Below are 25,217 nucleotides of genomic sequence, written 5' to 3'. Positions count from 1 at the left end.
TCTCATTCCGAAACCTTTTTGATTTTTTATTGGATTAGACTTCGGATGACCCAGATGATCTGCTTCTTCCATATATTCTTGCCAAATATGGAGTGTCACCACTTTCTGATGGCCATTTACTTTCTGTACACTGTCATAAAAAAGAACGAGTCGCACAAATGGATTTGGATGATTTGTACACACGATAGCCCTCTTTATTTGTTGTTGCGTATTTTAAATCTTCATTTTACAAGCTAGCCACACCAGTGGTCTAAAGTAATCATTTCAAGCTGATCTCGCTGAATAGAATCATGTTTAAAAAGGATCCTTATCACCTCAATTTTTAATAATTCTAATTTAAAACAATAAAGACTTTAGGCAAAAGGGTTCTATCTAAAAGTTAAAACAAAGTTGATTGGAGCGGGTGTGCGAGATTCCTGCGCGGAAAGCGAGTGCCTGGAGTGGAACCCTCACTGGATTTCTGAAATCAACTGCAACTTTTCTTAAATAAAAGGATTGTAGACCGAGATTAATTTCTCGGTCTTTTTTTGGTTTTTTTGATCAAGGAAGATATAAAAAACCAATAATAAGTCTGTTTCTTTAATAGCCTGTCATCTTTATGGGCTTGTCGGCATATATTTTATTGAAAGTGGTGTATACAGGAGGATTGTCAAAATGGAAACGATTCTTTCTTTTTTACCGAAAAGATTATACGAGCAACTCCGGGGTATGACACCGATGATGATCGAAAAGATGGAAGAGCTGCGAATTCGAGTTGGAAGGCCGCTTGAGGTCATTGTAGGAGGGGAACCATACTTCTTTTCCTATGAAGTGACCCATTCGGATGCAGATCAATTATTGAATCAGATAGGTCAATTTTCGTTATATACACTTGAGGAAGAATTAAAGCGAGGATATATAACCATAGCGGGCGGACATCGGGTGGGTCTTGCTGGCAAGGTGATTCTGGAAAATGGGTCGGTCAAAGCGATCAGGGATATTTCCTCGTTCAATATTCGGGTTGCACGTGAAAAAATAGGTGCAGCTGAACCTCTCACTTCATATTTATATGACGGGGAATGGCAGCATACAATGTTGATCGGTGCTCCGCAAACGGGAAAAACGACCATATTACGTGATATTGCAAGAATGATATCCAGTGGTAATGAAAAACGCGGCATTACCCCTCAAAAGGTGGGGATAGTGGACGAGCGTTCAGAAATTGCCGGATGTGTACATGGAGTGCCGCAGCTCGAATTTGGAACAAGGGTTGATGTGCTTGATGGATGTCCTAAAGCGGAAGGGATGATGATGATGATCCGTTCGATGTCTCCGGATGTATTGATCGTGGATGAAATAGGCCGCGCAGCGGATACGCAGGCTGTGCTGGAAGCCGTGAACGCAGGTATTAAACTCATGATAACCACGCATGGCCATACACTTGATGAAATCAAGAAGCGACCTTTTATCGCCGAAATATTAAAGCAAAACATCTTTGAACGTTTTATTGAATTACAGAGAAGTAAATCCGGTAGGAGGAGCTACAAAGTCCTTGATGCAGCGGGGGTTCCCGTTTTCTTGGGAGAAAGTGTGAACCCGCATGTTTAAGTTAATAGGGGCAGCGATAATTATGATTGCAACGACATGGGCAGGTTTTGAAGCAGCGAAAAAATTAAGTATGAGGCCTCGTCAACTGAGACAGCTGAAAGTCGCCATGCAATCACTTGAAGCTGAAATCATGTTCGGTCATACACCTTTGAAAGAAGCGGCAAGGAAACTTTCTAAACAGATGGCCAAACCTTTGTCCAGCTTTTTCGATACATTTGCAAATCGACTCGAGTCAGGTGAAACCACCGTCAAAGAAGCATGGGATGATAGTTTGAAGAAAATATGGCAATCCCTTGCTTTAAAACAGGGGGAATTCGAGATTCTTTCACAGTTTGGGGAGACGCTTGGAAAAAGCGATAAATATCATCAGCAAAAGCAAATCATGCTAACGATGGCACACTTGGAACGGGAAGAAACCGATGCACTCGACCGTCAGGGAAAATATGAAAAAATGATGAAAAGTCTTGGTTTTTTATCAGGGCTATTATTGATCATCTTGCTGATGTAGGAATATGTGGGAGGAATGAAAATGGGCATTGATGTTGACATCATATTTAAAATTGCGGGTGTGGGGCTTGTTGTGGCATTTCTTCACACGATACTCGATCAGGTTGGGAAGAAAGAATATGCCCAGTGGGTGACACTTTTCGGATTTATCTATATTTTATTCATGGTTGCTTCTGTAGTAGAGGATTTATTTCAAAAAATTAAATCTGTATTTCTATTTCAGTAAGGGAGGGATTCGCGATTGAAATCATAAAAATCGTGGCCATTGCCCTAGTTGCCACCTTTTTGGCACTGATCGTCAAAGAGCAAAAACCAAATTTCGCATTCCTGCTCGTCGTTTTTGTAGGATGCTCCATTTTTCTTTTTTTAGCTGACAAAATATACGAAATCATTTTAATGTTAGAAAAAATAGCAGTTAATGCGAATGTAAATACCGTGTATCTAGAAACCATTTTAAAAATAATCGGAATTGCCTATATTGCAGAATTCGCTTCTCAAATTACAAAAGATGCCGGGCAAGGTTCGCTCGCTTCCAAAATAGAATTGAGCGGAAAAATCTTGATTCTTGCCATGGCGATTCCGATTTTGACGGTCATTATCGAAACGATTTTACAGATGCTCCCAAGTTAATGGATTACTCCTACTAGTCAATGAGGTGAATGTATGAAGCAGCGGATGCCTTACTTATCCATACTATTCTTTTTACTCTTTTTTTTGCATGCATCTATTGGACAAGCTGCCGAAAATCCAGAAAATGGTGAAATCGATCAAGAGCCGATCATGCAGTCCGAACTGGTACAAGCCCAAATAGAAAGGCTGGGCGTCGATGAGCTCAAACAATATTGGGATGACATCGTTACGGAGTATGGAGGGTTCTTACCGGAAAGCCAGAAAGGGAGCTTCATGGATTTTGTAAGCGGCGATAAGAAATTTTCCTTTGATGAATGGATAAAGGGAATGACAAAATTCATTTTTCATGAACTGCTCGTGAATGGAAAGCTGCTGGGATCACTCATTTTATTAACCGTTTTCAGCATGTTCCTACAGTCTTTGCAAAATGCCTTCGAGCAAAGCTCCGTAAGTAAGGTCGCATATGCAATCGTTTATATGGTGCTGATCATTTTGGCACTTAACAGTTTTCATGTAGCGATTGAATATACAAAAGATACGATAGATTTGATGATTTCCTTTTTAATGGCGCTCATCCCTTTACTCTTGGCATTGATAGCTGCTTCAGGCGGACTTGTATCGGCAGCCTTCTTTCATCCGGTATTGATGTTTTTGATGAATACAAGCGGTATCTTGATACAGTTTGTCGTCCTTCCGTTATTATTCTTTGCAGCGATTTTAAGCATAGTCAGCACGTTGACCGATCATTACAAAGTGACTCAGATGGCACAACTTCTCCGTAATTTTGCCATCGGGATCCTTGGAGCATTCATGACCATATTCCTTGGTGTGATCTCCGTTCAGGGAGCATCCTCAGCTGTAGCCGACGGAGTGACGATCAGGACAGCCAAATTCGTGACAGGTAACTTTATACCGGTAATAGGGCGCATGTTTACCGATGCAACGGATACGGTCATTAGTGCCTCCGTCCTGTTGAAAAATACAGTGGGCTTGTCAGGCGTCATCATTCTCTTGCTCATTACCACATTTCCTGCAATTAAAATCTTGATGATTTCTTTTGTCTATAAATTGGCAGCGAGTCTTTTGCAGCCGCTGGGCGGGGGACCTGTAATAAAATGCCTTGACATTATAAGTAAAAGCATGATTTATATTTTCGCTGCATTGGCCATTGTCTCACTCATGTTTTTTTTAAGTATCACGGTAATTATCGCCTCTGGAAACATTACCCTGATGGTTCGCTAGAAAGGAGGGGGGATTGGTGAGTTTTTTAGCTGGCTGGGTATCCAACATCATCATATTTGTATTGCTGGCTACTGTGATCGATATGCTTCTGCCGAATTCAGCTTTACAGAAGTATGCCAAAATGGTTATCGGGCTTTTACTGATTGCAATCATCATCACTCCTATATTGGGATTATTCAATAAGGATTTTGATGAGATTCTCACTGCTGCTACCAGTGAATTTGAGGATCAGAAAAAAAAAGATTTAGGAAATTTGACAGAAATGAAGAAAAAAGAAATACAAGCTACCCAGGGTGCATATATTTTAAAACAAATGGCTGTTGACTTACAGGCAGAAGTGGAAGAGGAGCTGATGGTGGATTATAACATGAAGATTAGTTCGATTGATGTAGGGGTCAAGAATGAGGAAGAACCGGGTGTTGATGATCTGCAGAACATAACCATCTCATTGGAAAAGGCAGAAGGGAAGGAAAACTCGGAGATAGAGGCAGTGGCGAAGGTTGATATCAATACAGATAGTCCATCCACTTCGAATGATGCCAATCTGGATGCTGTCAAAAGGTTTCTGGCAACAAGTTGGTCTGTTGATGAAGAGATCATTGAAATCGCCGGGGAAAGGAAGTGACTGAGTATTGAATAAAGACAAAGGTCCATTATCCTGGCTGCAAAAACTATTAAATAAAGACCCTGACCAAAAAGAGCCTAAGGAGAAAAAGCCTTCCCTGTATGTCTATGCTCTAATAGTTGTCCTTTTGGGATCGGGAATCATGCTGGCCGGGAATTTGTTAACCACCAATCAGACGGGACAAACATCTGAAGTGACGACTGTATTCAATAATGATAAACAGCAGGATGAAGAAGAGGATGTTGAAACATTCGGTCAGAAGAAGTCAGAATTCAAGACTACAAAAGACTATGAAATATATCTACAGAATGAAATGAAGGAAGCGCTAGAATCCATCGCAGGCGTCCAGGATGTAAAAGTCGTAATCTACGTCGATGCATCTGAGAAAAAAGTATATGAAAGAAACAAAGTCACCCAAAAACAAGTCACTGAAGAAACCGACCAGGAAGGCGGCAAAAGGACGGTCGAAGACACATCTGTTGATGAACAGCTAGTTTTGGTGAAGAGCGGTGAAAAAGAAGGACCGATCATATCGGAAACGAAAAAACCTAGTGTACGAGGAGTCCTGGTAGTCGCTAAAGGGGCCGAAAACATTCAAATAAAGAAGTGGATCATCGAGGCTGTCACACGCTCACTTGATGTACCGAGTCACAGGGTTTCTGTCATGCCTAAAAAATAAGGGGGAAAATCTACATGTTATTAAAAAAACAAACGGTTTGGTTATTGACTATGCTAAGTCTGGTCGTTGTGCTTTCAGTCTATTATTTAACCGCTCCTGAAGAAAATGCCGCCGATATGACGGCAACAGAGCAAATGGAACAAGAAGAAAATAAAACAGAAAGTAAAACAGAGAACCAAGCAGAGACAAAAGGGGAAAATAAAAGTGAAAAAGAAACGTCCAAAAATACAGAAGGTTCCTCTGTAACCATTGCATCTGGAGATGAGTTCGAATCGTTAAGGATGCAGATTGAAGATGAACGGGCGAAGCTGAATGAAGAATTGACTGCAAAGATGGGCAACACAGAACTATCAGCTGAAGAAAGAGACGAGGCATATGCAAAAATTGAACAATTAAGTGAAACGAAAGTGAAAGAAAATATCATCGAAAACTTAATTGTTGCCATGGATTACAATGCCGCACTGGTCCGGGTTGACGGAACGGATGTAAAGGTGAGTGTCAAGGCCGATAAACAAACGAAAACAGAGGCCAATAACATTATCCGCCTCGTAAGGAAAGAAGTGAGCGATGCACAAAATGTAGTGGTCGATTTCCAACCGGAAAAGTAAACACACATACAGAAAAAAGTGCTGATACAGAACAGTTCAACATCATAAAAGTTTGAAAGCCCTCCTTAATAAAAATAAGGGAGGCTTTTTATTATGATTTTTTAACTAGCTACAACCTGGAAACTTTAGAGGAAAAGTTTTTTTATGTCAATTGGAATCAGGAAATCAATTGGAAATGGTGATAATGATCATCCGTAATATTCTAGAAAAGTAATTACAATGGATGTTATGGTGATTTTCTAGGAAATAAAAGCCAAATTCAAGAGAAAGCGTTAAGCTGCCCCAGGTGAAAAATATTCACAATATTATAATAAAGGTGTAAGATAGAAGTATGGATAATAAGTAACAATTAATCTATCATTGAATTTGTATAAGCTAATATTGTATGATGTTAGAAGCTGGTCATAAACTTTTCAATTTTCTTAGGGAAACAATATTTTGAGAAAGTGAAACATCTGTTATAATACAGATGAGGTTTGTATTCAGTTTATTCGCATTCGCATAAAGAAAGCGGCTACTTTGTGCAGTATTGGACAAAGTAGGATAAGCTATGGGTAGGGTTACATAAAATATTATTGCCTCACAAATTCATATTAAATTAGACAAGGGGTGCCACAAAATGAAAGTGCAAGAAATTCGTGAAATTATTAAGCTAGTCGATCAATCAAATATCAGTGAATTCGTTTTTGAAAATGAAGGAACGAAAATTAAATTGAAAAAAACTGAAACGGGTACAGTATTACACCAAGCAGCAGCTGCTCCAGATGTTGTTCAAGCCAATGCAGCTGTAGAGGTCAAGCCCGCAGCGGCCCCTGCCCCTGCCGTGCCGAAAGCCGTTGAACCTGCAAAACCTGCTGCTGCCGTCACTGAACAGGAAAATTTACATAAAATCACTTCTCCGATGGTAGGGACATTCTACCAATCTCCAGCACCGGATTCACCTGCTTATGTAAAAGCAGGCGATAAAGTAACTGCGGATTCCATCGTCTGCATCGTGGAAGCCATGAAACTTTTCAATGAAATCGAAGCTGAAGTAAGCGGTGAAATCGTTGAAGTCCTTGTAAAAGAAGGGCAGCTTGTAGAATATGGTCAACCATTATTTTTAGTAAAGCCGGAATGAGGAGCTGTTTCTAAATGATTAAAAAGGTATTAATTGCCAATCGTGGGGAAATTGCTGTCCGAATCATCCGGGCATGCAAGGAATTAGGAATCGAGACTGTTGCTGTCTATTCAGAAGCAGATAAAGAAGCATTACATGTTCAAATTGCTGATGAAGCATATTGCATCGGTCCTAAATTATCAAAAGACAGTTATTTAAATACAACCAACATTATCAGCACAGCCAAGAAAACGGGATCCGATGCAATCCATCCAGGCTATGGATTCCTAGCTGAGAATGCCGACTTTGCCGAGCTGTGCCGTGAATGCAATATCATTTTCATCGGTCCCAGCCCCGAAGCCATCAATAAAATGGGAACAAAGGACGTAGCAAGGGAAACCATGCGCAAAGCTGGTGTACCGATCGTTCCAGGTTCTAAAGGCATAATTAAAGATACGGATGAGGGTGTAGCCTTAGCTAATGAAATGGGCTATCCAGTCATCATCAAAGCTACTGCCGGCGGAGGCGGTAAAGGTATCCGCGTCGCAAGGACGGAAGAAGAGCTCATTAAAGGCATTAACATCACGCAACAGGAAGCCGCGACGGCATTTGGGAATCCTGGCGTGTATATTGAAAAGTTCATCGAGGACTTCCGTCACGTTGAAATACAGGTCATGGCAGATAATCATGGCAACGCCATCCATTTAGGTGAGCGTGATTGTACGGTCCAACGACGTTTGCAAAAACTTGTTGAAGAAACCCCGTCACCGGCGTTGGATGGTGAAACACGTGCGGAAATGGGGCAGGCTGCAGTAACGGCTGCACTTGCCGTAAACTATTCAGGTGCCGGAACAGTAGAATTTATTTATGACTATGTGAATAGAAAATACTACTTTATGGAAATGAATACACGTATCCAGGTTGAACACCCAGTTACAGAAATGGTAACGGGCGTGGATTTGATTAAAGAACAGATCAAAGTTGCTTCAGGCAACAAACTATCGCTTTCGCAAGAGGATGTCACTTATAACGGATGGTCTATCGAATGCCGGATCAATGCCGAAAATCCAGAAAAGAATTTCATGCCTTCCGCAGGTAAGATTCAAATGTATTTACCGCCAGGCGGCTACGGGGTTCGTGTGGATTCCGCGGCATACCCTGGGTACTCGATACCGCCGTATTACGATTCCATGATCGCTAAATTGATTGTCCATGCACCGACTAGGGAAGAGGCGATCGAGAAGATGAAACGCGCCTTGGGTGAGTTTGTCATTGAAGGGATCAGTACCACAATTCCTTTCCATATTAAGTTACTTCAGCATGAACAATTTGTTTCCGGGGAATTTAATACCAAATTCCTTGAAATATATGATGTAATGAACTCATAATGTAAAGGAAGACAGGAGGTGCTTTTGAATGAGTGAAATGGAAGGCCAATTACTCGAAATGAATGATTATAATAGTGGGCTGGGCAAAGTGGAGATTGCGCCTGAGGTGATAGAGGTGATTGCGGGTATCGCTGCATCGGAAGTTGAAGGTGTTGCACATATGCGCGGGAATTTCGCTACGGGTGTTGTTGAAAAGCTTGGTAAAAAGAACCACGGTAAAGGTGTTAAAGTGGACTTAACGGGAGAATCCATCAAAGTCGAGCTTTATTGTGTCATGAAGTTTGGTGTTTCAATTCCGAAAGTTGCTCAGGAAGTGCAAGATAACATTCGTGAAGCTTTGTTGAATATGACCGCTATCGACGCTGGCGAAGTGAACATCCATGTAGTGGGCATTGCGTTTGAAAACGCTAAACAAGAAGCGGATTACGAACAAGAAGTGTAAGTGGGCTTCATTTGATTCACATCTGCAAAAACCCGGCAAAAAGCCGGGTTTTTGTTTTTTTGAATGCAAACTCCATGATATCCCGTTTTTGGAGCCTGCTTATAATATTAAATTTAAATGTACATAATAAGGCGGTGTCTGGAATTTTCCCTTTAATTCAAGGGTGATTTCTGTTAGAGTGTAAAAGGTGAAATATGAGCATGAAAGCTAGGCAAGAGCTTTTTGACACTTTCAAAAAGTATGGGACTGTGTTGGCCGTTTAATTGGAAAGTAATCTTGAGTTGTTATCTTGAACCTTTTGGCCTCTAATTTAGTGGGATTCAGCTTGTTTTTTAAGTAATATAGCGAGAATCTTAATATTTTTGAAAAAATGTTATTTAATGTTCGTTTGTTCTAGCATTTTCATATATAATAGTAGATGTTAAAGGAGTAAGATTATGAAAAGAAGAGAAGCCCGTGAAAAATCCCTTCAAGCACTATATCAGATAGATATTGCCAACTCGAATGCAGAAGAAGCAATGGAAAGCGTACTGGATGGTGCTCCTACTGATGAATATTTCAAAAAATTAGTAATGGGGATAACGGAAAATCGTGAACAAATCGATGGGATGATCAGGGACAATTTAGAGAATTGGACGTTGGAAAGACTGGCGAACATTGATCGGAATTTACTGCGGATCGCGGTGTATGAAATGGTTCACAGTGAAGGTGTTCCTGTAAGTGTTGCAATGAATGAAGCTATTGAAATTGCTAAGAAATTCGGTGATGATCAATCGAGCAGCTTTGTAAATGCCGTTTTATCCAAAATAAAGGTGAAAAGCGGCAGCTAAAGCTGCAGCCTTGAACAAGGATTCTCTCAGTAATTTCTTTAGCAAAATTAACTTGGGAGGAATAAACACATGTCAGCTCAACTCATTAATGGTAAAGAAATTGCAGAGTCAGTTAGGCAGGAAATCAGTAAGGAAGTTCAACAGTTACGTGAAAAAAATATCGTTCCAGGTTTAGCCGTAATCCTGGTGGGTGACAATCAAGCATCGCAAACTTATGTGCGCCATAAGCAAAAGGCCTGTGAGGACTTGGGGATGCATTCCGTATTAATTAAAAAGCCTGCGGAACTTTCTCAGGAGGAATTAATTCAGAGCATTGCTGAATTAAACGAGGATGACAGCATTCATGGTATATTGGTACAGCTGCCATTGCCTGGACATATTCAGGAAAAGGCGATCATTGAAGCGATTTCCCCAGAAAAGGATGTAGATGGATTCCACCCGATTAATATTGGGCGGATGATGACGGGACAGGATGCATTTTTACCTTGTACTCCATACGGCGTCATGGTGATGCTTGAGTATATCGACTATGACCTTGAAGGTAAGCATGTTGTCATCGTAGGGAGAAGTAATATCGTCGGAAAACCAGCCGGACAATTGTTCTTAAATGCAAATGCAACCGTTACATACTGTCATTCACGGACAAAGGATCTTGCCTATTATACTAAGCAAGCCGATGTCGTTGTGGCAGCGGTCGGAAAGAGGGACACGATCACGAGTGACCATATTAAAGAAGGCGCTATCGTCATTGACGTCGGAATGAACAGGAATGATGAAGGGAAGCTTTGCGGTGATGTGGCGTTTGATGAAGTGAAAAATAAGGCTTCATACATTACACCAGTTCCTAAAGGCGTTGGTCCCATGACAATTACGATGCTTATGAAGAATACGGTCAAATCTGCTCAAAAAGCACTTGAACAGAACAAGCAAGCATTAAAAAGCTGAAAAAAACGTTAAATTATTTTAAAGAAGCGGACCTCTTGTTTTATAATAACGGGAGACCGCTTTTTTTTCATTCATGGATTACTTATAATCTATAGGTGAGTTTTCTTTATATCCGATTTCCATCGGAAGGAGACATTATATGAGCAACCAACAATATTTGAGTGTGTCGGCTTTAACGAAGTACATCAAAAGGAAGTTCGATGCCGACCCCCATTTGCAAAATGTATACATAAAAGGTGAAATTTCAAATTTTAAACAACATACAAGCGGACATATGTATTTTACTTTAAAGGATGAGAAGGCACGACTTCTCTCCGTTATGTTTGCCGCCAATAATAAAGGGATGAAATTCCTGCCTGAAAATGGCATGAAGGTACTTGTTAAGGGCGATATATCATTATACGAAGCGGGAGGACAGTATCAGCTTTATGTGAAAAGCATGGCCCCTGATGGTGTAGGGGATTTATATCTTGCTTATGAACAGCTGAAGAAAAAGCTGGAGGCGGCAGGTTTGTTTTTGGCCGATCACAAGAAGGCGATCCCGCAGTACCCAAAGTCTGTAGGAGTCATAACTTCGCCGACCGGAGCTGCATTAAGAGATATCCTGACAACGATCAAGCGGAGATATCCAATCGCCAGGGTCATCGTTTATCCAGCACTTGTACAAGGGAATAATGCCGCTAAATCGATTGCGAAGGCAATTTCCATGGCCAACGCAAGGGCGGAAAGCGATGTTCTCATTGTCGGAAGGGGCGGTGGGTCGATCGAGGAACTATGGGCCTTTAATGAGGAGATAGTGGCTGAATCCATTTATGATTCCGATATACCGGTAATTTCTGCGGTCGGTCACGAAACCGACTTTACGATTGCTGATTTTGTCGCCGATATGCGTGCTCCTACACCGACTGGTGCAGCAGAGTTAGCGGTTCCTCATTTGAATGAAATACTCGAACGCCTGATGAACCGCAAGAATCGATTGACCCGCTCCATTCAAGAATCGGTGAATTTTGAACGAACCCGCTTGACCAGGATGGAGAGGTCTTATGCCTTCCGTTACCCACATAAAATGTATGAACAGAAGCTGGAACAGCTAGACAAGACGATGGACAGGCTAGGGAGGACCAGCACGCGATATTTCATGAAAAAGAGAGATGAGCTGAATCAGCTGACCGATATCCTGAAAAAGCAGCATCCTGAACAAGCGGTAAAAAATGCGAAAGATGAATTGCAGCAGCATGCAAAGGTTTTACGGAGGGCCATGGAAGCCATCTATCGGCAAAAATCACAGCAGTTCGTCCATATTACAGCCACTTTATCTGCCCTCAGTCCACTAAAAATCATGGAAAGGGGCTATGGATTGGTTTTTGCTGAGGATGAGACATTAGTGAAAAGTACACAGCAAGTATCAAAAGGGGATAAGATAGCGGTTTCGATAAAAGATGGAACTCTTGAATGTGAAATTAAAGAAATAAAGGAGCGGATTGAATCATGACAAAAAAACAGGAAGCTACATTTGAAGAAGCGATGGAGAATCTCGAAAAAATTGTAGAGCAGTTGGAAGAAGGCGATGTGCCCTTGGAAGAAGCCATCTCCATATATAAACAAGGAATGGATTTATCTAGGCTTTGCCATTCAAAGCTTAAGGCAGTTGAAGATCAGTTGACTCAAATTTTACGCGAAGATGGGGAACTTGAAAACTTCGCTGTACAGGAGGAAGAATGACATGGGTACGGCGTCCTTTGAAATGTTTTCTAAAGAATATAAGGCAATTATAGAACGGGAAATCGTGGAATATGTCAATAAACTTAAAGCCCCGGCAGTTGTCAAAGAAGCCATGATCTATTCTCTGCAGGCAGGTGGTAAACGGATTCGCCCATTATTGGTCTTTGCGGTTCTGGAGGCCTTTGGAAAAAGCTTAAGGATGGGGATTCCTGCAGCGGCAGCCATTGAAATGATTCATACATATTCTTTGATTCATGATGATCTTCCGGCAATGGATGATGATGATCTCCGCCGTGGAAAACCGACGAACCATAAAGTGTTCGGTGAAGCGGTGGCAATACTGGCAGGTGATGCGCTTCTTACATATAGCTTTCAATTGGTGACGGAAATGATCGATCCCGAGGTGACGGCTGACATGAAGCTGAACCTTGTAAGTGAAATTGCGAAGTCTGCCGGAGCCGAAGGAATGGTTGGAGGTCAAGTTGCCGATATGGAAGGTGAAAATAAACAGCTGACCCTTCAGGAATTGGAGTATATACATGAACATAAAACAGGGAAGTTATTGACTGCAAGCATCCTTTCCGGTGCTATATTAGCAGGGGCGAGTGAAGAACAGCAACTGCATTTGCGTGACTTTGCATACCACCTGGGGCTTGCTTTTCAAATTCGCGATGATATTCTGGATATTGAAGGGTCAGTCGAGTTGATCGGCAAGCCGGTTGGCAGTGATGTGGGGAATCATAAAAGTACATATCCTTCTTTACTTACCCTTCAAGGGGCAAAGCAAAAGTTGGAACATCATATAGAACTTGCCCATGCAGCTTTGGGAAAAACAGCCTTACAAACGGGTTTGTTGAATGAACTAACTGATTTAATAGCGAACCGTAACCATTGATTGTGGCTAAATTTGTTATCAATTGAGTTTTTATGGTATACTCATTGTGCAAAAATATGTGAAAATCAAAATGAATTTTTTAATTGAGATACGTGATAAAATAGGTATAATAAGCCGCCGAAATCACCTGGGTGTTGGCGGCTATTTTTTAACTTAAAACCAATTTTTCGGTCAAGTCTTCCATAGCCCTCTTTGTATGAGGCTTTGTTTATGCCTACAACCGAAAATGACAGAAAGTGAGTGGTCCTGTTTGGATCTTCTATCTATAAAAGACCCTTCTTTTTTGAAGAAGATGAATAATGAAGAACTCGTCGAGTTAAGTGTGGAAGTACGTAAATTCCTTGTGGAAAAATTATCGGTGACCGGTGGGCACATTGGTCCCAATTTAGGTGTCGTCGAGTTGACTATAGCCTTGCATAAAGAATTCGACAGTCCGAATGATAAAATTTTATGGGATGTCGGACATCAATCCTATGTCCATAAAATCCTGACTGGCAGAGCAGGAGAGTTCGACACCTTAAAGAAATATAAAGGTCTTTGCGGTTTTCCTAAAATGATTGAAAGCCCCCATGATGTTTGGGAAACCGGTCACAGTTCGACTTCCCTTTCAGCTGCAATGGGAATGGCGGCTGCCCGTGATATCAAAGGTGAAAGCAGTTTTATTTTGCCTGTAATCGGGGACGGTGCCCTAACAGGGGGAATGGCGCTTGAAGCGTTGAATCATATCGGTGATGAAAAAAAGGACATGATCGTTATCCTCAATGATAATGAAATGTCAATAGCCCCCAATGTAGGTGCTTTACACACGATATTGGGAAGATTGCGGACAGCGGGTAAATATAACTGGGCAAAAGATGAATTGGAGCTGCTTTTGAAAAAAATTCCTGCAGTCGGTGGTAAACTGGCCGCTACAGCTGAACGCTTGAAGGATAGCATGAAGTACTTATTGGTATCAGGAATCTTTTTCGAAGAACTCGGTTTCACATACCTTGGGCCAGTAGATGGACATAATTATGAAGAATTGCTCGAGAATTTAAGATATGCCAAGAAAACGAAGGGACCCGTACTGCTGCATGTCATCACGAAAAAAGGCAAGGGATATTCACCTGCCGAGTTGGACACAACAGGGAACTGGCATGGGACAGGCCCATACAAGATCGAGACAGGCGATTTCGTGAAATCCCCTAGTAAAGGTCCTGCTTGGAGCGCTCTTGTAAGCGATACTGTCAGCAGGCTTGCCCGTGACGATGAACGGATTGTCGCGATAACACCTGCAATGCCAGTAGGTTCGAAATTGGTGGGCTTCTCTCAAGAGTTCCCAGAGCGTTTCTATGATGTAGGGATTGCCGAGCAGCATGCTGCAACTTTTGCAGCCGGATTGGCAACACAAAAAATGAAACCTTTCCTGGCCATATATTCAACCTTCCTGCAAAGAGCTTATGACCAGGTGGTGCATGATATTTGCCGGCAGAATTTGAACGTATTCATAGGGATCGATCGTGCCGGATTGGTTGGTTCCGATGGTGAAACGCATCAAGGCGTTTTCGACATTGCTTTCCTACGCCACGTACCGAATATGGTGTTGATGATGCCGAAAGATGAAAACGAAGGTCAGCATATGGTCAATACGGCCTTAAACTATAATGATGGTCCGATTGCCATGCGTTTCCCTCGTGGAAATGGTTGGGGAGTTGAGATGGATGCTGAATTACAGCAGATTCCAATCGGTTCGTGGGAAGTTCTTAAAGAAGGAACGGATGCTGCCATCTTAACGTTCGGTACAACGATTCCCATGGCTCTTGAAGCGGCAGAACTGCTCGAGAAAGAGGATTATTCAGTTAAGGTGATCAATGCCCGGTTCATTAAGCCTTTGGATGAGAACATGCTAAGCAGTCTCCTAGGTGAAAAAATGCCTATCTTGACAATAGAAGAAGCGGTTCTTCAAGGTGGTTTTGGTAGTTCTGTTCTTGAATATGCTCATGATCAAGGATTTTATGGGGCAATTATAGATCGAATGGGGATACCTGATTATTTCATTGAACATGGAAGTGTCGATGAACTTCTTGAAGAAATCGGTTTGACGACTGAGACAGCCATCAAAAAGATTAAAATGATAACACCCAAAAAAGAAAAAAGGGCCTGAAAATATGAAAGTGATGAAAGAAAGAGTGGATGTATTGCTTGTAGAACAAGGCTTGGCCGATACACGTGAAAAAGCAAAGCGTATGGTTATGGCAGGCCTTGTCTACGCAAATGAAGAGAGGTACGAAAAACCGGGGGAAAAAGTGCCGGTCGATCTCGAATTTACGATCAAAGGAAAAGTCATGCCTTACGTTTCAAGAGGCGGTCTTAAACTTGAGAAGGCATTAAGGGAATTCGATTTACAGGTGAATGGAAAAATACTGCTTGATATAGGATCATCAACTGGCGGGTTTACGGATTGTGCTTTGCAAAATGGCGCCATAATGTCTTATGCGCTTGATGTCGGCTATAATCAACTTGCCTGGAAGCTTAGGCAGGATGAGCGGGTAAAAGTAATGGAACGGACCAATTTCCGTTATGTTACACCCGCCGATCTCGATGGGGAGATGCCAAACTTTGCAAGCATTGATGTTTCTTTCATCTCGCTTACGTTAATTTTACCGGTGCTAAAGACCTTGCTCGTCCCGAATAGTGATGTCGTTGCCTTGGTTAAACCGCAATTCGAAGCTGGGAAGGATCAAGTGGGTAAAAAGGGGATTGTTCGTGATCCAAAAATCCATAAACAAGTGTTGGATAAGATCATTTCTTTTTCTTTAAAGGAAGGCTATGATATTAAGGATGCCTCCTTTTCACCGATTACCGGTGGTGATGGAAATATTGAATTCTTACTTCATTTACACTGGCAAGGGTCGAAGGAAGATGGAGCGATGTTGCTTTCGAAAACGGTTGATGACATCGTTGGAGAGGCCCATGCCCAATTTAAAAAAGAATAGCTAGAACTTTGTATGGGCTCCTTTGGCTGAACGGTTGGCTAGAGGAGCTTTTTGACTATACATAGTGCGTCATGAACTTGAATCATATATGGGTGGCTACATAAAATAGGTAAGTGCAAAAATTAGACTTGTATTCATTTTAGAGAAAAAGTTGTACAATTGCATAAAAATCCGATAACATTAATATTAGCCACTTAGTAAAGCGGCCTATTTGCACGTACTGATGATACCGAAGCAAATTGGGACAGCTAAGCTTTAGTAAGAAATGAAAGTGATACCATTACCATTAAATGAGCAACAGTTGAGAAGAGGTGCTTCTACTTATGAATAAAGGACAACGACATATAAAAATAAGGGACATTATAACGAATAATGATATCGAAACCCAGGATGAGTTAGTTGAAGAATTGAAATTAGCTGGATACAATGTAACTCAAGCCACCGTTTCGAGGGATATTAAAGAGCTTCACCTTGTAAAAGTTCCTTTAACGGATGGAAGGTATAAATACAGTCTGCCGGCCGACCAACGTTTCAATCCACTTCAAAAATTAAAGAGAATCCTTGTCGATGCATTTGTACGCATTGACTCAGCCAACAATTTGCTGGTTATGAAGATGCTACCAGGTAATGCCCAGGCAATCTGCGCATTGATTGATAATTTAAATTGGCAAGAAATACTCGGGACGATCGGCGGCGACGATACTTGTTTAATTATCTGCCGTTCTGAGGAAGATGCAAAGATCATTTCCGGCAAATTCTTGGACATGCTCTAATAATGTTGTGAGGTGACCTAGTTTGTTAACAGAACTATCGATTAGGAATTTTGCGATCATAGACAGCCTATCCGTTTCATTTGAGAAAGGCTTGACGGTCTTGACAGGAGAAACAGGCGCAGGGAAGTCAATCATAATAGATGCGGTCCATCTTTTGGTTGGGGGACGTGGTTCTGCAGAGTTCATTCGGCATGGTGAGTCGAAGGCTGAAATAGAAGGATTATTCCAAATTGAAGATGAAAAACACCCGGTCTTTGCCAAAGCGGAAGAGTTTGGCCTTGATATGAACGATGGGATGGCGATACTACGAAGGGATATCTCACAGAGCGGCAAAAGCGTTTGCAGGGTAAATGGGAAGCTTGTAACGATTTCCACTTTACGGGAGATAGGGCGGACATTGATAGACATCCATGGTCAGCATGAACATCAGGAATTAATGGATGAACGACTCCATCTTCCGCTGCTCGATCAATTCGGCGGTGAAAAAATCGCATCTGCACTCACTGAATACCAAAAGCTATATAAACGTTATGAAGCCGCTTCTAAACAATTGAATGGCTTGAGCCAAAATGAACAGCAAATGGTCCACCGCCTTGATTTGATCCAATTTCAATTCGATGAAATCCAAAAAGCTGATTTGAAATTACGCGAAGATGAAGAATTGATGGAAGAGCGGAAGAAAATTAATAATTTCGAAAAAATCCATGAAGCGCTGCAAACCAGTTATAATGCTTTAAATGGTGAGCAGCATGCAATTGATTGGCTTTCCGTAGCCATGAATAATCTGGAGGAAGCGGCAGGGCTTGATGAAGGTTTAAAGCACAGCTCTGAAACCGTTTCAAATAGCTACTTCCTGCTTGAAGAGGCCGTGTCAAACATCCGGGACCAATTGGACTCTTTGGATTATGATACGGAACGTGTGGAATTCATTGAAAGTCGACTTAATGAAATAAATCAATTAAAGCGTAAATACGGGCGGACTATCGAGGAAATCCTGGAATATGGGGCCGCTATTGAAGAAGAAGTCGAAAAGCTGCAAAATAGGGAAACCCATATTGCGAAGCTTGAAAAGGAAATGAAATCCATCAAGGCAGATTTAATTGTCGAAGCAAAGAATCTGTCTGAACTTCGCCAGAAATTCGCTCAGCAGCTAACCAAAAAGATTCATCAGGAATTAAAAGATTTATATATGGAAAAGACAATTTTCGAACCTCATTTCCTTCAAACGGCCTATACTTTCGATGAATTGTCAGATAGGGGCATTAATCAGTCAGGGCTGGATTCAATGGAATTTTATATTTCCACCAATCCAGGTGAACCGTTAAAACCTCTTTCTAAAATCGCATCCGGTGGAGAACTGTCAAGGATCATGCTGGCTTTGAAAAGCATTTTCTCCAAGCATCAAGGCATAACGTCCATTATATTTGATGAAGTGGATACAGGTGTGAGCGGAAGGGTTGCACAATCCATTGCCGAAAAGATCTATAAAGTGGCAACTGGATCACAAGTATTGTGCATATCCCATTTGCCGCAGGTGGCAGCTATGGCGGATACTCACCTTTTCATAGCGAAAAATGTAAGGGCCGGACGCACGAATACCTCGGTCAAGCCATTAATTGAAACAGAAAAAATAAAAGAAATTGGCAGGATGATTTCGGGAGTGGAGATAACGGATTTGACGAAACAACATGCCAATGAATTAATTCAGCTGGCCAAAAGGATGAAGATCACATCTTGATGGGCCGGTAGGAAGATTATTTAAACTTAACATTAAGCATTCATTGTAAAGCTATCCAAAAACGGATAGCTTTTATTTTTTGCACCTGTTATAAATGACTGTCATGAGGGCTAAATTAAAGGTGTAGCCATAAAGTTTCAGAGAGCGAGGAGAGTGAATGGATTGAAATTTACATGGATAAACAGGATCATCGGTGGAATTCTCCTTGTTTCGCTATTAACATTAGGGTTATACCAGCCATCTCGTGAATATTTTTTAATTCCAAATCATCTTGTACTATTTGAAGGAAGTCAATATAGTATTTCCAAATCATTGCCTGTTTCTGCAAAAACTTCGGGATCCAGTGATGGAATTTCCCTTCATGATGAACAAGCTTCGATTACGCTTGGTGCTGAGAAACCAGGTACGAATGAAGTGTTACTCGATGTAGCAGGCTTGCCTGCCAAAAAGGTCGACATCAGGGTGTTAAAAGACTTTAGAGTCATGCCTGGAGGCCAATCCATTGGAGTAAAGCTTAATACTCTTGGGGTGCTCGTAGTAGGTCATCATCTTATTGATACGGCGCAAGGGAAAAAATCGCCGGGAGAAAAAGCAAAAATTGAAATCGGTGATATTATTACAGAAATCAATGGTCAGACGATAAAGAAGATGGGGGATGTAACCCCTTTTGTTCAGCAGGCAGGCGAAAAGGGTGAGGCGTTGAATCTTGTCATTAACCGTGATAATGAAGTGCTTCATAGTACCTTATTACCTCTAAAAGATAAGAATGAAGGAACCTACAAATTGGGTTTGTATATCCGTGATTCGGCAGCTGGCATCGGAACAATGACGTTTTATCACCCGGATTCAAAAAAATATGGGGCATTGGGACATGTCATATCCGATATGGATACAAAAAAGCCGATTGTTGTTAAGGACGGACAGATCGTTCAATCGACGGTCACATCCATCGAAAAAGGAAGCAATGGTGATCCGGGAGAAAAATTGGCACGCTTTTCTTCCAATAAAGAAAAAATAGGAAATATCAATCGCAATAGTCCCTTTGGCATTTTTGGGAAATTAAATCAAGATTTTAAAAATGGAATTAACGACAAGCCGCTCCCCATCACCCTTTCCCATGAGGTAAAGGAAGGACCAGCAAAAATCCTTACAGTGGTGGATGGTTCTGAAGTGGAGGAATTCGATGTCGAAATCGTCAGTTCCATACCACAGAAGTTTCCTGCAATCAAAGGAATGGTCTTAAAAGTGACGGATAAAGAATTGCTTCAAAAAACGGGTGGGATCGTTCAAGGTATGAGCGGAAGTCCCATCATACAAAATGGGAAATTAATCGGTGCAGTCACCCATGTATTCGTTAATGATCCTACAAGTGGGTATGGAGTCCATATCGAATGGATGTTAAACGAAGCCGGTATAAATATATACGACAAAGATAATTATGAAAAGGCAAGCTAAGAAACCGGGTATCCTTTTGGATGCCCCTTTTTAATGGAAATTTATGATTAGCTGAGTTTTGGGGAGAATTAATTTTGATTTCTTCAAAAAATAGAGGTTTTTTTGAAACGATGTGATAAAATGAAAACGATATGAAGATTTTTCGACAAACGGTTTATTCGAATAGCAAACGAAGTCGAAAACAAGAGATATCCGGAGAATAATATTGAATTCCTTATATTTTTTCAAAAATAAAAGGAATTTAGTTTCCATTGTCGAAAAGTTCAATTACAATAGAATTTAGTCATATAGAAAAAAAGACCAATTGTAGTTGAGGAGGAAATCAAGCGTGAAAAAAATTAAGGTGTGCGTTGTAGATGATAATAGAGAACTTGTTGGCCTTCTGGAAGAATACATTTCTGCACAGGAAGACATGGAAGTGATTGGGGTGGCACATAACGGTCAAGATTGCCTGGGAATGCTTGAAAGCGTTGATCCGGATATATTGATCCTCGATATTATCATGCCTCATTTAGATGGGTTAGGTGTACTTGAAAAACTTCGTGAAGTAAAACGGGGTGCCATGCCTAATGTGATTATGCTTACTGCATTTGGTCAAGAAGATGTAACGAAAAAAGCAGTTGATTTGGGTGCGTCCTACTTTATCCTGAAACCATTTGATATGGAAAATCTGGCCAATCACATACGTCAGGTAAGCGGTAAAGGGCAGGCGGTTTTAAAAAATCATAGTCAATTTAGCTATCGTCCCCAAAATGAATCCAAGCCGAAGAACCTTGATGCAAGCATCACAAGCATCATTCACGAGATTGGAGTGCCTGCACATATTAAGGGCTATTTGTATTTAAGGGAAGCCATATCCATGGTATATAATGATATTGAACTATTGGGTTCGATCACCAAAGTTTTATATCCGGATATCGCCAAAAAATACAATACTACGGCCAGCCGTGTTGAACGTGCTATCCGGCATGCGATTGAAGTGGCCTGGAGCCGTGGAAATATAGAATCCATATCCTCTCTTTTCGGATATACCGTAAGCATGACAAAGGCAAAACCTACAAATTCCGAATTCATTGCCATGGTTGCCGATAAGCTGCGCCTCGAACATAAAGCTTCTTGACAGGGGTAGGGGAAACACCGGTTGTTAAGACTCAAGGTACAATTGACCTTATAAAGGCCAGAGCCGCTAAATATAAATAGGAACTCTCCGTCTGGAGGTAAAGGACAGGAAGAAGTTGCTTCGTGATTTTTTCTAATCGGCAACTTCAAATCTTTTTACGCCGGTTAAAAAAATTAAACGCCTTTTATTTATTGGATTTTGCAGCAAATCCCATAAATAAAAGGCGTTTTTGTTTGTTTGAAAAAGCGGCACAAATTAGCTTGGAAAAGAAATTAAGTGACTATGCAGAAAATAATCATCTGCATTTTGATTAATGTATTGATCTAGATGAAAATAATTTGCTGTTTCTGTTCATAAAATTGGGGTATAACAATTTTGGGGAGAGGCGGCGTTTCATCATGACCTTAATCTTTGCACATCGAGGCTCTGCAGGAACACATCCGGAAAATACGATGTCGGCGTTCAAGGAAGCTGCCCGTGTCGGGGCGGACGGAATTGAAACGGATGTCCAGCTCTCGAAAGATGGAGAAGTGGTCATCATCCACGATGAAAAGCTCGATCGGACCACGAATGCCTCGGGGTATGTAAAAGACCGGACCTTGATGGAGTTGAAAACCCTTAATGCGTCAGCAACCCATAAGGGTAATTTGGGTAAAGAAAAGATTCCCACGCTTGAAGAGCTATTTATTTGGCTTAACGATAATCAGCTTTTTTGCAATATTGAATTGAAAAATACGGTTTTTCTGTATCCAGGCTTAGAAGAGAAAGTCATCCGGCTCATCCGTACTTACGAAATGGAGGAAAGGATAATCCTTTCTTCTTTCAATCATTACAGTTTGGTCAATTGCCATCAATTGGCACCTGAATTGGAAACGGCACCGCTATATAGGGATGGCCTGTACATGCCGTGGATATATGCCAAGGCAATAGGAGGAAGTGCAATACACCCAAATATCCGGGCTGCCCCTGATGCACTAATTCAAGCATCCGTGAGTATGGGTGTTCCTGTACGGCCCTATACCATTAATGAAGAAGCCCAGATGAAGCGGTTATTCAAATTGGGGTGCAGCGGCATCATAACCGATTTCCCCGAAGCAGCCGTACGGGTCAGAGAAAGATTGAAATCAAGATAAAGAAAGAAGGTGCCAAACGATACATGGCACCTTCTTTTTGCGTTTAAAATTTATTGAACCTGCTTTGGACCTTATTTTGTTTTCGATCTCGATGAAGGACGAAGCCGGCGATAAAGGCTATTCCGCCAATCGTAATGAGCAATCCTATTAAAAATTGCAGCCAAAGGACCGGATAGGGAGGCTGTAAAATACCGAACACCATGTCCCTCATTATTTTTATGCCATAGGCAGCAAAGGCACCGGGTATAAAAAGAATCAAAAAAGCGATTAAACGTTTCATGCGGTCAAATCCCTTCCGAAAATTCCGTCTTTAAAAAATGATAAAGGATATAAATTATTTGTCAAGTATCGGGAATCCAGATAATGACTGGGAGGTGGTGGCTGTTTTTAAAGGGGGCCGATATGGTAAAATGGTGTGGAGTATGAAAAAAATTGCAGGGAATGATCTATTAAAAGGGATAATTATATCTTAAGGGGGATGGCTGATGCAAAAGGTCATGATAGTAGGGGGAGGAGTGGGAGGGACAACCGTGTTGAAACTCCTATCCGAAAGTGAAGTATTCTCCATTGTTTGTATGGCTGATACGAATGAATCCGCTGAAGGGATGCTTGCTGCGAAGGAACGAAGGATTCCTACTGTGACTAATTGGAGCATGGGATTGGAGTGGGATTTGGACATCATTTTTGATACGACCGGTGACCCTTCTGTCTATAAAAAGATAAAAAGGGACATGGGCGAACAAACGATTCTCATACCTGGAAGTGTCGCCCTAATTATGACTAAGTTGTTTGAAGAGAAAAACCGTTTAATTAGTAAATTGGAGAATACCTCGGCAAAAATGGACTTGATCCTTAATACGACCAGTGAAGGGATGGTAGTGATTGACCATGAAGGATTCATCATCATGTTCAATGATAGTGCGGAACGTGCATCTGACACAAAGCGCGAGGATGTTTTGGGCAGACATATCAAAGATTTCATCCCTTCAACAGGATTGCTGAGAGTGATGCAAACGAACCAAAAAGAAGTGAATCAGGAAATCACCCTTAGCAATGGGATGGAACTCATAACGACAAGGATACCTCTGGTGAATGCCGAAAAGGAAATCATAGGGGCTTTTTCCGTGTTTAGGAATAAAACGGAAGCTGTACAATTGGCGGAGCAGATCACTGATTTAAAAGAGATACAGACCATGCTCCAGGCAATCATTCAATCAAGTGAGGAAGCCATATCTGTTGTGGATGAGCAAGGAAGGGGTCTTTTGATCAATCCGGCATATACAAGAATCACTGGCTTAACAAAGACCCAAGTGATCGGTAAGCCGGCTTCCATTGATATTTACGAAGGTGAAAGTATGCATATGAAAGTGCTTCAGACAAAAAAGCCTGTTCGTGGTGTCAATATGCGTGTCGGCCCGAAACATAAGGAAGTGATCGTAAATGTTGCTCCAATCATTGTGGATGGGTGCCTGAAAGGAAGTGTTGGCGTCATTCATGATGTATCGGAAATTCAAGCCTTGACCCACGAACTTAATCGGGCAAGGCAGATCATCCGTACATTGCAGGCTAAATATTCCTTTGATGATATAATTGGGGCTTCCGAAGAGATGAAGCTTCCCATTGAACAGGCGAAATTATCGGCAAGAACACCTGCTACTGTCTTATTAAGAGGGGAATCAGGGACTGGTAAAGAGTTATTTGCACATGCCATCCATAATGCGAGCGATAGGAAGTTCAATAAATTCGTTCGGGTAAATTGTGCGGCCATCTCGGAATCATTACTTGAAAGTGAACTGTTCGGTTATGATGAGGGAGCCTTTACAGGGGCAAGCAGGGGCGGAAAGGTCGGTTTTTTTGAAGAGGCAAATCAAGGGAGTATCTTTTTAGACGAAATTGGTGAATTACCAGCCAACATCCAAGCTAAATTACTTCGGGTTTTACAAGAAAAGGAAATCATCAGAGTGGGGGGAACGAAGCCGATTCCCATCAATGTCCGGGTCATAGCCGCTACGAATATCAATCTTGAACAGGCCATCGCAAACGGATCATTCAGGGAAGACTTATATTTCAGGCTGAACCGCATGCCTATTTTCATTGCTCCATTAAGAAAGAGAAAAGAAGATTTGAAAGAATTGGCGGAGCATTTGATTAATAAAATCAATCAGGAGTATGGACGGAGCATTGAGGGAATTACCACCGCAGCTATACATAAGATGCAAATATACAACTGGCCAGGCAATGTGAGAGAACTGGAAAATATCTTAGGACGGGCAATCATTTTCATGAAATTGAACGAGACGATCATTGATATCCATCATATTCCGGATTTTATCGAAGAGATTCCAATAAATCAAGAGAAATTATTAATGAAGCCATCCGGCTACGTATCGGGGAAACCGCTATCGGAGATAATAGACCAGTATGAAGCCGAAATCATTCAGCAAGCGTTCCAAACCCACAAGGGGAATAAAACACTTACAGCAAAAGCGCTGGGGATTTCAGTTAGAAATCTATATTACAAAATGGAAAAACTAAAACTGTGAAAATTTTTGCATGCAATTATTTGCGCGCTGTGAAAAAAACTGCACAGAATTTTCTGATTTATTTTAATTTAAGCGAGACTCCACTTCTAACATGAAATTTTTTTAAATTTGTTATAGGCTATAGTTGCCCAACATATTAACCAGCATGTCCTTTTTTTGGATAAAAAGGCTCTCATTATGTATTTTATTGGCATGTTATTTGCATATTTAAAGGTGCATGGGTTTTTCAGGGAACCATTCCCCATGGGGAAAATATCATGTGAGTAGCGGATTTTATTTAA

The 25,217-nt window shown here is 41.3% G+C and carries 26 protein-coding genes and 1 pseudogene; 25 read left to right on the top strand and 2 right to left on the bottom strand.

What is annotated here, in order from left to right:
* Positions 1 to 45 precede the first annotated feature (45 nt).
* Positions 46 to 217, bottom strand: a pseudogene (locus ACIQYG_RS00340) (IS5/IS1182 family transposase); the annotation flags it as partial.
* Positions 218 to 654: 437 nt separating this feature from the next.
* Here ACIQYG_RS00340 and spoIIIAA point away from each other — a divergent pair.
* The 24 genes from spoIIIAA to ACIQYG_RS00220 all read left to right on the top strand — a co-directional run bounded on the left by spoIIIAA (position 655) and on the right by ACIQYG_RS00220 (position 22,393).
* On the top strand, positions 655 to 1,587 hold the full coding sequence (spoIIIAA, locus tag ACIQYG_RS00335) for a stage III sporulation protein AA (protein ID WP_402835004.1): 933 nt from the start codon (positions 655 to 657) through the stop codon (positions 1,585 to 1,587).
* Positions 1,580 to 2,095, top strand: coding sequence for a stage III sporulation protein SpoIIIAB (spoIIIAB, locus tag ACIQYG_RS00330; protein WP_063575693.1), 516 nt, complete (start codon positions 1,580 to 1,582; stop codon positions 2,093 to 2,095). The genes spoIIIAA and spoIIIAB overlap by 8 nt, the downstream gene beginning before the upstream one ends.
* Before the next feature lie 21 nt (positions 2,096 to 2,116).
* The gene (gene spoIIIAC, locus ACIQYG_RS00325; RefSeq protein ID WP_034308319.1) at positions 2,117 to 2,320 is read left to right on the top strand and encodes a stage III sporulation protein AC; all 204 of its coding nucleotides are present in this window, start codon (positions 2,117 to 2,119) and stop codon (positions 2,318 to 2,320) included.
* A 14-nt stretch (positions 2,321 to 2,334) separates the two neighbouring features.
* The gene (spoIIIAD, locus tag ACIQYG_RS00320; RefSeq protein ID WP_094246647.1) at positions 2,335 to 2,724 is read left to right on the top strand and encodes a stage III sporulation protein AD; all 390 of its coding nucleotides are present in this window, start codon (positions 2,335 to 2,337) and stop codon (positions 2,722 to 2,724) included.
* A gap of 33 nt (positions 2,725 to 2,757) precedes the next feature.
* Positions 2,758 to 3,966: a stage III sporulation protein AE gene (gene spoIIIAE / locus ACIQYG_RS00315; protein WP_402835003.1), complete on the top strand. Its 1,209-nt coding sequence runs from the start codon at positions 2,758 to 2,760 to the stop codon at positions 3,964 to 3,966.
* Positions 3,967 to 3,982: 16 nt separating this feature from the next.
* Entirely contained in the window at positions 3,983 to 4,591 is a 609-nt protein-coding gene (spoIIIAF, locus tag ACIQYG_RS00310) for a stage III sporulation protein AF (RefSeq protein ID WP_402835002.1), read from the top strand.
* Positions 4,592 to 4,598: 7 nt separating this feature from the next.
* Positions 4,599 to 5,270 (top strand): stage III sporulation protein AG, encoded by a 672-nt coding sequence (gene spoIIIAG / locus ACIQYG_RS00305; RefSeq protein ID WP_402835001.1) that lies wholly within the window; start codon positions 4,599 to 4,601, stop codon positions 5,268 to 5,270.
* A 14-nt stretch (positions 5,271 to 5,284) separates the two neighbouring features.
* A complete protein-coding gene (locus tag ACIQYG_RS00300; protein ID WP_402835000.1) occupies positions 5,285 to 5,878 on the top strand; it encodes a SpoIIIAH-like family protein in 594 nt (197 codons plus the stop codon).
* A gap of 619 nt (positions 5,879 to 6,497) precedes the next feature.
* Complete coding sequence (accB, locus tag ACIQYG_RS00295; protein ID WP_402834999.1) at positions 6,498 to 6,998, top strand: acetyl-CoA carboxylase biotin carboxyl carrier protein; 501 nt, start codon at positions 6,498 to 6,500, stop codon at positions 6,996 to 6,998.
* A gap of 14 nt (positions 6,999 to 7,012) precedes the next feature.
* The gene (gene accC, locus ACIQYG_RS00290) at positions 7,013 to 8,365 is read left to right on the top strand and encodes an acetyl-CoA carboxylase biotin carboxylase subunit (RefSeq protein ID WP_402834998.1); all 1,353 of its coding nucleotides are present in this window, start codon (positions 7,013 to 7,015) and stop codon (positions 8,363 to 8,365) included.
* Between the two features lie 37 nt (positions 8,366 to 8,402).
* Positions 8,403 to 8,807, top strand: a complete 405-nt coding sequence (locus ACIQYG_RS00285; RefSeq protein WP_222620245.1) for an Asp23/Gls24 family envelope stress response protein — start codon at positions 8,403 to 8,405, stop codon at positions 8,805 to 8,807.
* Between the two features lie 437 nt (positions 8,808 to 9,244).
* A complete protein-coding gene (gene nusB / locus ACIQYG_RS00280) occupies positions 9,245 to 9,637 on the top strand; it encodes a transcription antitermination factor NusB (RefSeq protein ID WP_342602259.1) in 393 nt (130 codons plus the stop codon).
* Between the two features lie 69 nt (positions 9,638 to 9,706).
* Positions 9,707 to 10,582, top strand: a complete 876-nt coding sequence (gene folD, locus ACIQYG_RS00275; protein ID WP_402834997.1) for a bifunctional methylenetetrahydrofolate dehydrogenase/methenyltetrahydrofolate cyclohydrolase FolD — start codon at positions 9,707 to 9,709, stop codon at positions 10,580 to 10,582.
* Between the two features lie 139 nt (positions 10,583 to 10,721).
* Positions 10,722 to 12,074: an exodeoxyribonuclease VII large subunit gene (gene xseA, locus ACIQYG_RS00270; protein ID WP_402834996.1), complete on the top strand. Its 1,353-nt coding sequence runs from the start codon at positions 10,722 to 10,724 to the stop codon at positions 12,072 to 12,074.
* The gene (locus tag ACIQYG_RS00265) at positions 12,071 to 12,304 is read left to right on the top strand and encodes an exodeoxyribonuclease VII small subunit (RefSeq protein WP_034308286.1); all 234 of its coding nucleotides are present in this window, start codon (positions 12,071 to 12,073) and stop codon (positions 12,302 to 12,304) included. Before xseA ends, ACIQYG_RS00265 begins: the two co-directional genes overlap by 4 nt.
* A gap of 1 nt (position 12,305) precedes the next feature.
* Positions 12,306 to 13,199 (top strand): polyprenyl synthetase family protein, encoded by an 894-nt coding sequence (locus ACIQYG_RS00260; RefSeq protein WP_402834995.1) that lies wholly within the window; start codon positions 12,306 to 12,308, stop codon positions 13,197 to 13,199.
* A gap of 250 nt (positions 13,200 to 13,449) precedes the next feature.
* Complete coding sequence (gene dxs / locus ACIQYG_RS00255) at positions 13,450 to 15,342, top strand: 1-deoxy-D-xylulose-5-phosphate synthase (protein WP_402834994.1); 1,893 nt, start codon at positions 13,450 to 13,452, stop codon at positions 15,340 to 15,342.
* Between the two features lie 4 nt (positions 15,343 to 15,346).
* On the top strand, positions 15,347 to 16,174 hold the full coding sequence (locus tag ACIQYG_RS00250; RefSeq protein WP_402834993.1) for a TlyA family RNA methyltransferase: 828 nt from the start codon (positions 15,347 to 15,349) through the stop codon (positions 16,172 to 16,174).
* Positions 16,175 to 16,497: 323 nt separating this feature from the next.
* Positions 16,498 to 16,947: a transcriptional regulator AhrC/ArgR gene (gene ahrC, locus ACIQYG_RS00245; RefSeq protein WP_034308279.1), complete on the top strand. Its 450-nt coding sequence runs from the start codon at positions 16,498 to 16,500 to the stop codon at positions 16,945 to 16,947.
* 22 nt (positions 16,948 to 16,969) lie between these two features.
* A complete protein-coding gene (gene recN, locus ACIQYG_RS00240; RefSeq protein ID WP_402834992.1) occupies positions 16,970 to 18,685 on the top strand; it encodes a DNA repair protein RecN in 1,716 nt (571 codons plus the stop codon).
* A 162-nt stretch (positions 18,686 to 18,847) separates the two neighbouring features.
* Positions 18,848 to 20,140, top strand: a complete 1,293-nt coding sequence (spoIVB, locus tag ACIQYG_RS00235) for a SpoIVB peptidase (RefSeq protein WP_402834991.1) — start codon at positions 18,848 to 18,850, stop codon at positions 20,138 to 20,140.
* A gap of 328 nt (positions 20,141 to 20,468) precedes the next feature.
* Complete coding sequence (gene spo0A / locus ACIQYG_RS00230) at positions 20,469 to 21,260, top strand: sporulation transcription factor Spo0A (RefSeq protein ID WP_034308269.1); 792 nt, start codon at positions 20,469 to 20,471, stop codon at positions 21,258 to 21,260.
* 122 nt (positions 21,261 to 21,382) lie between these two features.
* Positions 21,383 to 21,574: a hypothetical protein gene (locus ACIQYG_RS00225; protein WP_402834990.1), complete on the top strand. Its 192-nt coding sequence runs from the start codon at positions 21,383 to 21,385 to the stop codon at positions 21,572 to 21,574.
* Positions 21,575 to 21,658: 84 nt separating this feature from the next.
* The gene (locus ACIQYG_RS00220; RefSeq protein ID WP_402834989.1) at positions 21,659 to 22,393 is read left to right on the top strand and encodes a glycerophosphodiester phosphodiesterase; all 735 of its coding nucleotides are present in this window, start codon (positions 21,659 to 21,661) and stop codon (positions 22,391 to 22,393) included.
* Positions 22,394 to 22,436: 43 nt separating this feature from the next.
* Here ACIQYG_RS00220 and ACIQYG_RS00215 read toward each other — a convergent pair whose 3' ends face one another.
* Positions 22,437 to 22,673: a DUF2627 domain-containing protein gene (locus tag ACIQYG_RS00215; RefSeq protein ID WP_101222519.1), complete on the bottom strand. Its 237-nt coding sequence runs from the start codon at positions 22,671 to 22,673 to the stop codon at positions 22,437 to 22,439.
* Positions 22,674 to 22,878: 205 nt separating this feature from the next.
* Here ACIQYG_RS00215 and ACIQYG_RS00210 point away from each other — a divergent pair, with 205 nt between their 5' ends.
* Positions 22,879 to 24,936, top strand: a complete 2,058-nt coding sequence (locus ACIQYG_RS00210; protein ID WP_402834988.1) for a sigma 54-interacting transcriptional regulator — start codon at positions 22,879 to 22,881, stop codon at positions 24,934 to 24,936.
* Positions 24,937 to 25,217: the final 281 nt, after the last annotated feature.

It is taken from the genome of Peribacillus sp. NPDC096622 (assembly GCF_044762665.1).
Taxonomy (GTDB): Bacteria; Bacillota; Bacilli; order Bacillales; family DSM-1321; genus Peribacillus; species Peribacillus frigoritolerans_B.
Note: the sequence above shows the minus strand (reverse complement) of the source record. Positions and strands in the feature narration are given on the sequence as shown.